General features: G+C 67.7%; 7 protein-coding genes. 1 reads left to right on the plus strand and 6 read right to left on the minus strand.

Going from position 1 to position 6,966, the window contains the following annotated elements:
- The first annotated feature begins 76 nt into the window (after positions 1-76).
- Entirely contained in the window at positions 77-919 is an 843-nt protein-coding gene (locus tag KGM94_RS03090; protein WP_300254889.1) for a class I SAM-dependent methyltransferase, read from the plus strand.
- 59 nt (positions 920-978) lie between these two features.
- Here KGM94_RS03090 and KGM94_RS03095 read toward each other — a convergent pair whose 3' ends face one another.
- From KGM94_RS03095 to uvrC, 6 genes are all read right to left on the minus strand, one after another.
- Positions 979-2,325 (minus strand): aspartate aminotransferase family protein, encoded by a 1,347-nt coding sequence (locus tag KGM94_RS03095; protein ID WP_300254891.1) that lies wholly within the window; start codon positions 2,323-2,325, stop codon positions 979-981.
- A gap of 127 nt (positions 2,326-2,452) precedes the next feature.
- The gene (gene prmB, locus KGM94_RS03100) at positions 2,453-3,406 is read right to left on the minus strand and encodes a 50S ribosomal protein L3 N(5)-glutamine methyltransferase (protein WP_300254892.1); all 954 of its coding nucleotides are present in this window, start codon (positions 3,404-3,406) and stop codon (positions 2,453-2,455) included.
- The gene (locus KGM94_RS03105) at positions 3,406-3,873 is read right to left on the minus strand and encodes a molybdenum cofactor biosynthesis protein MoaE (RefSeq protein ID WP_300254894.1); all 468 of its coding nucleotides are present in this window, start codon (positions 3,871-3,873) and stop codon (positions 3,406-3,408) included. Before KGM94_RS03105 ends, prmB begins: the two co-directional genes overlap by 1 nt.
- Positions 3,874-3,887: 14 nt before the next feature.
- A complete protein-coding gene (gene moaD / locus KGM94_RS03110) occupies positions 3,888-4,139 on the minus strand; it encodes a molybdopterin converting factor subunit 1 (protein WP_300254896.1) in 252 nt (83 codons plus the stop codon).
- Positions 4,136-4,765 carry a CDP-diacylglycerol--glycerol-3-phosphate 3-phosphatidyltransferase gene (pgsA, locus tag KGM94_RS03115; RefSeq protein WP_300254897.1) on the minus strand — a complete coding sequence of 210 codons (630 nt, stop codon included), beginning with the start codon at positions 4,763-4,765 and terminating at the stop codon, positions 4,136-4,138. Before pgsA ends, moaD begins: the two co-directional genes overlap by 4 nt.
- A gap of 96 nt (positions 4,766-4,861) precedes the next feature.
- Entirely contained in the window at positions 4,862-6,931 is a 2,070-nt protein-coding gene (uvrC, locus tag KGM94_RS03120; protein WP_300254899.1) for an excinuclease ABC subunit UvrC, read from the minus strand.
- Between the last annotated feature and the right edge of the window lie 35 nt (positions 6,932-6,966).

Genomic DNA, 6,966 nt, shown 5'->3' on the forward strand with positions numbered 1-6,966 from the left:
AAAATAATGCCGCCCTCAAAGCCAGCCGCGGCGCAGCGCCGTATCGTCCCGGCATTGCCAACCAAGGGAGATGGCCATGTCGACATCCGCAGCCCTCAGCAAGCCCGTCGAGACACAACCGGACCTCGCCGCCGTCAAGCAGCGCCAGCATGGCGCGTGGTCCTCGGGCGACTACGCCGTCGTCGGCACCACCTTGCAGATCGTCGGCGAGCAGCTCTGCGAGGCGCTCGACCTGCGGTCGGGAGCCAGGGTGCTGGACGTCGCCGCCGGCAACGGCAATGCGACGCTTGCGGCAGCGCGGCGCTGGTGCGAGGTGACGTCGACCGACTACGTGCCGGCCCTGCTCGAGCGGGGGCGCGAGCGAGCGGCGGCCGAGCGTCTCACCATCGAGTTTCGCGAGGCGGACGCCGAGGCGCTGCCGTTCGCGGATGCGAGCTTCGATACGGTGACGTCGACCTTCGGCGTGATGTTCACCCCGGACCAGGACAAGGCGGCTTCCGAGCTCGCGCGGGTCTGCAAGCCGGGCGGCAAGATCGGTCTCGCCAACTGGACGCCGCAAGGCTTCATCGGCCAGCTCTTCAAGACGATCGGCCGGCATCTGCCGCCGCCGTCCGGCGTGAGGTCGCCGGCGCTGTGGGGCACCAAGGCGCGGCTGGAGGAGATGTTCGGCCGGACGGCATCCGAGATCGTCGCCGAGCCCAGGATGTTCGTGTTCCGCTATCGCTCGCCGGAGCACTGGCTCGAAATCTTCAAGAGCTATTACGGCCCGACGCTGAAGGCGTTCGCGGCGCTCGATGCCGGCGGCCAGGTGGCGCTACGGCGCGACGTGCTGGCGCTGCTCGGCGAATTCAACCGCGCCGCGGACGGCACGGTGGCGGTGCACGCCGAATATCTCGAAGCCGTCATCGTCAGGCGCTGAGTCGCAGCGATCTACGTCGGCGCGGGCCGGAGGGCTCCGGCCTGCCCTGACCTGCGCGCTCACGCCACCGCGCGGATGACCTTGCCGACCTTGTCCATGATCTCGCCGATCTGGTCCTCGGAGATGATCAGGGGCGGCGTCAGCGCCAGCGTGTCGCCGGCGATGCGCAGCATCATGTCGTTGTCGAAGAAGGCGCTGCACATCGCGTCATAGCCGCGCTTGCCCACGGCGTCGGCGCGCGGCGCGAGGTCGATGCCCGCGGTCAGGCCCACGGTGCGGATGTCGGCGACGTTGGGCAGGCCCTTCAGCGACATCACGGCGTCGGCGAATTTCGGCTCCAGCGCGCGTGCGCGCTCGAACAGCTTTTCGTCGCGGTAGACGTCGAGGGTGGCAAGGCCGGCCGCGCAGGCAATCGGATGCGCGGAGTAAGTGTAGCCGTGGGTGAACTCGACCATGTGCTCGGGGCCGGTCATGAACGCGTCGTGGATGGTGTCGCGCACCAGCACGCCGCCCATTGGAGCCGCGCCGTTGGTGATGCCCTTGGCGAAGGTCAGCATGTCGGGCAGCACGCCGTAGCGCTCGGCGGCGAAGGCGTAGCCGAGCCGGCCGTAGCCCGTGATGACCTCGTCGAAGATCAGGAGGATACCGTGCTTCTGGGTGATCTCGCGCAGCCGCTTGAGATAGCCCTTCGGCGCCGGCAGCACGCCGGTCGATCCCGCCATCGGCTCGACGATGACGGCGGCGATGGTGTTGGCGCCGTGCAGGGCGACGAGGTTCTCGAGCTCGTCGGCGAAATGCGCGCCGTAGTCCGGCTCGCCCTTGGTGAAGGCCTGCTTCTCGCGGTCGTAGGTCGCCGGCAGATGATCGACGCCGGACAAGAGCGTGCCGAACAGCTTTCGGTTGTTGACGATGCCGCCGACCGAGGTGCCGCCGAAGCCGACGCCGTGATAGCCGCGCACACGGCCGATCAGGCGGGTGCGCGAGCCCTGGCCGTTGATCTGGTGATAGGCGAGCGCGATCTTCAGCGCGGTGTCGGCGGCTTCCGAGCCGGAGTTGCAGAAGAAGACGTGGTCGAGCCCGTCGGGCGCGAGTTCGGCGATGCGGCTGGCGAGCTCGAAGGCCTGGGGAATGCCGAACTGGAACGGCGGCGCGTAGTCCAGCGTCTCCGCCGATTTGGCGATCGCGGCCGAAATCTGCGTCCGGCCGTGGCCGGCATTGGTGCACCACATGCCCGAGGCGGCATCGATGATCTTGCGGCCATCGACGGTGATGTAGTGCATGTCCTTGGCGCCGGCGAGCAGCCGCGGCGCCTTCTTGAAGGCACGGTTGGCGGTGAACGGCATCCAATGCGCGGCGAGATCGTTCGGAACATTGACGTTGGAAGGGCGGGCGCTCTTGTCCAGCATGGGAGCCTCTTGGCAGTTTGGGATCGGCATCTTGTGCGGAGGCTACCAGTTTCGGCAGCCGGCGTGAACGTGGCGGCGTTCATGATTGCGCCGCCGGTCATGCAGAATTGAACGGCGGCTGCCGCCTTCAGCCGAGATCGGCGGCCGAGATCCAGAACACCTCGCCCTCCGAGTCCTCGGTGTCGAGCCAGAGCAGCGGCAGGGCGGGGAACGCCTCTTCGAGGAGCTCGCGGCCGCGGCCGATCTCGCACAGCAGGCCGCCGTCGGGGGTGAGGTGATCGGGCGCGTCCTGCAGGATGCGACGCACGACATCCAGCCCGTCGGCGCCGCCGTCGAAGGCCAGTTTTGGCTCGGCCCGGCATTCCGGCGGCAGCGACGCCATGCCTTCAGCGTCGACATAGGGCGGATTGGTGATGATCAGGTCGTAGCGCGCGTTGCCCAGCGGCGCAAAGAGGTCGCCGCGGTGGAGCGTGACGCGATCCTCAAGCCCGTGGTCCGCGACGTTGCGTGCCGCGACCTCGATCGCGCCCCTGGCGACGTCGACGGCGTCGACTTGCGCGTTCGGGAAATGATGCGCGGCGAGGATCGCAAGGCACCCCGAGCCGGTGCAGAGGTCGAGCACGCGCTCGATCGCCGCGGGATCGTCGATCAGCGAGCCGCCTTCGCCACCGAGATGCGAATCCAGCAGTTCGCCGACGAAGGAGCGCGGCACGATGACGCGCTCGTCGACGTAGAAGGGCAGGCCGCGCATGTAGATCTTGTTGACGAGATAGGCGGCCGGCTTTCGCGTGGCGACGCGCCTGCCGATCAGGTCGAGGATCACCTTGGCCTCCGCCGCGGTGACGCGGGCATTGGCAAAGATTTCGAACTGGTCGGGATGAAGATGCAGGGCCTCGCAGACCAGGAACGCCGCCTCGGCCACGGGGTCGGTGGTGCCGTGGGCGAAGGCGATCCTCGCCTCGACGAAGCGGCTCACCGCATAGCGGACGAAGTCGAGCAGCGTGACGAGCTCGCCGCGGCCGACTGCGGCAGGCCTTGGCGCGGTGCGGCCGCGCCCAGCCCCCTTGGATGCTCTTGCCATCAGGATTTGGTCCAGCGTTCGAGGGCCTGGTCGTCGCGGGCATGAGCCTCGACCCAGCCGGTCCCGATCGGGCTCTCTTCCTTCTTCCAGAACGGCGCGCTGGTCTTCAAATAGTCCATCAGGAACTCGGCGGCCTGGAACGCGGCCTGCCGGTGCACCGATGCAGTCAGCACCAGCACGATGTTCTCGCCCGGCGTGAGCCGGCCGACGCGGTGGATGACCGTGACGCCGTGGAGCGGCCAGCGCGCCACCGCCTCGTCGACGTGCCGCCCGATCTCCTCCTCCGCCATGCCGGGATAATGTTCGAGCGTCAGCGCGGCGATTTTCGCATCCTGCTTGTCGCCGCGGCAGATGCCGGAAAAGCTCACGACCGCGCCGATGTCGGTGCGGCTTGCCGTCAGCGCCGCGATCTCGCGTGCGATGTCGAAATCGGCGTTCTGGATGCGGATGGTGACGGGGCAGCTCATGCGCTTGCGCAGCCCTAGCCGCCGGTCATCGGCGGGAAGAACGCGATCTCGCGCGCGCCGGCGATCGCGGCATCCGGCCTGACATGGGCATGGTCGATCGCGGCGCGGATCACCTTCGGCGTCTCGAAGGCATGGGCGTAGGTCTCGCCCCGGCCGGACAGCCAGGCGATCAGGTCCTCCACGGTGCGCACGCTCGCCGGCGGCTCGATCGTCTCCTCGGCCTTGCCGACGCGCTCGCGCACCCAGGCGAAGTACTTCACCTTCATCCCTCGTCCTCCTTGATGAGGTGATGGATGCCGGCGCGGAAATAGTCGTAGCCCGTATAGATCGTGACCAGCGCCGAGGCCCACAGCAGCAACAGGCCGATCTGCGTCACGACCGGAACCACCATGTCACCGGCCTCGCCCGCGAGCAGGAAACCGATCGCGACCAGCTGCACCGTGGTCTTCCACTTGGCGAGCTTGGTCACGGGCACGCTGACGCGCAGCGCCGCCAGATATTCCCTCAAGCCCGAGACCAGGATCTCGCGGCACAGGATCACGATCGCGGCCCACAGCGTCCAGCCGTGGATGATGCCGTCGGCGGCCAGCATCAGGAGGCAGGAGGCGACCAGCAGCTTGTCGGCGATGGGGTCGAGCATCCGCCCGAACGCCGATTGCTGGTTCCAGATCCGGGCATAGTAGCCGTCAAGGTAATCCGTCACCCCCGCCGCGATGAAGATGGCGACCGCCACCCAGCGCAGCCAGAGCGGCCCGTTCAGGATCGACTGGGCGTAGATGCAGCCGACCACCACCGGGATCGCCGCGATCCGGGCGTATGTCAGGATGTTCGGAAGGGACATCGAACTCCTGGTTGAGCCTTTGGCGTCCCCTCGTGTCGTGGCGATGTTCATCCGTTCTACCAATACCGCTGCGGCATGAAGGTCAACCGTTGCGGCCCCCAATGCGGGCCGGAGGCGACGTCCATATGACCGCATTCCCCCGTTAGTTCACCCCGGCTGGGGATGAAAATACTCGAAAATCTTGCGCGCGCTCTCGGCGCTGACCCCCGGAACCTTGCCGAGATCGGCGATCGAGGCCCGTTCGATCTCCTTCAGGGTTCCGAAATGGTGCAGCAACGCACGTTTGCGTGACGGGCCGATGCCCGGAATCTCCTGCAGGCCCGCCTCGCGGATGTCCTTCTTGCGCAGCTTGCGGTGCGAGCCGATGACGAAGCGGTGGGCCTCGTCCCGCAACCGCTGAATGAAGTACAGCACGGGGTCGCGCGGCTCGAGCTTGATCGCCTCGCGGTCCGGCATGAACAGGGTCTCGCGGCCCGCGTCGCGATCGGGTCCCTTGGCGACCGCCATCAGCGACACCTGGCTCAGCCCGAGCGCGCCGAAGATCTCCCGGGTCGCATTGAGCTGGCCGCGGCCGCCATCGATGATGACGAGATCGGGCCATTGCGGGAAGTCGTCGTCGCTCGCCTTGTCAATCGTCTTGCCGCTCGCCTCCTCGGGCGGGTTGAGCAGCCGCTTGAAGCGGCGCTGCAGCACCTCGCGCATCATGGCGTAGTCGTCGCCGGGCGTCAGTCCCTCGGAGCGGATGTTGAACTTGCGGTACTGGTTCTTCACGAAGCCATCGGGGCCGGCGACGATCATGGCGCCGACCGCATTGGTGCCCTGGATGTGGCTGTTGTCGTAGACCTCGATCCGCTTCGGCCGCTGCGGCAGCGCAAGCGTCGTCGCCATCGCCTCGAGCAGGCGGCTCTGCGTCGCGGTGTCGGCGAGCTTGCGCCCGAGCGCCTCGCGCGCATTGGTCAGCGCATGCGCGACCAGCTCCTTCTTCTCGCCGCGCTTGGGGACGGAGACCTCGACCTTGCGGCCGGCCTTGATCGCCAGGGCATTGGCGAGCAGCTCGCTCTCCTCGATCTCGTGCGACAGCAGGACGATCCTTGGCGGCGGCTTGTCGTCGTAGAACTGCGCCAGGAACGAGCCCAGCACCTCCTCCGGCGTAAAAGTCTTCTCGGCGCGCGGGAAATAGGCGCGGTTGCCCCAGTTCTGCCCGGTGCGGAAGAAGAACACCTCGACGCAGGAGAAGCCGCCTTCCTGGTGGATGGCGAACACGTCGGCCTCCTCGACCGTGCGCGGATTGATGCCCTGCTGCGACTGGATCGCCGAGAGTGCCGCGAGCCGGTCGCGGTAGAGCGCCGCGCGTTCGAATTCGAGCTCGGAGGAGGCCTTCTCCATCTCGGCCGCCAGCTCCTGCTTCACCAGATGGCTGCGGCCGGAGAGGAAGTCGGTGGCCTCGCGCACCAGCGTCGCATAGCCCTGGAAGTCGATCTCGCGGGTGCAGGGCCCGGCGCAGCGGCGGATCTGGTAGAGCAGGCAGGGGCGGGTGCGGCTCTCGAAGAACGAATCGGTGCAGGAGCGGATCAGGAAGGCGCGCTGCAGCGCCGTGATGGTGCGATTGACGGCGCCGGCGGAAGCGAACGGCCCGAAATAGCGCCCGGGCCGCGTCTGCGCGCCACGATGTTTCAGGATCTGCGGCGCCCAGTGGTCGCCGGTGATCAGGATATAGGGAAACGATTTGTCGTCGCGCAGTTGCACGTTGAAGCGCGGCCGGAGCTGCTTGATCAGATTGGCTTCCAGCAGCAGCGCCTCGGTCTCCGTCGTGGTCGAGACGATCTCGACCGTGACGGTCGCCGCGATCATGCGCAGGATGCGCGCCGGCTGCGGCGCACCGGCCCGCGCGTAGTTGGAGAGGCGCTTCCTGACGTTCTTGGCCTTGCCGACATAGAGCACGTCGCCGTTCGCGTTCAGCATGCGATAGACGCCGGGCGAGGTCGGGGCGAGCCGCACCGCGCGCTCGATCGCGGCATGCCCCGTGGCCAGCGGACCTTCGCCGACCGCGCCGGTCTCCTCCAGCAGATCCGGCAGCTGCGGCTCCTCCTCGTCCTCGCCGCCATTGGTGGCGGGATCGACGTCCGGCAGCGCCGGCTCCTGCGCCTCCGGCAACGCGCGGCGGCGCGGTCTGGGCGCGTGCGGGCCATCCGGGTTGTCGGTGGAATCGGAATTCATGAGGCAAATTTAGGGGCTGGCGGCGCCGATTTGAA

This window comes from Bradyrhizobium sp., from assembly GCF_028868675.1.
Taxonomy (GTDB): Bacteria; Pseudomonadota; Alphaproteobacteria; order Rhizobiales; family Xanthobacteraceae; genus Bradyrhizobium.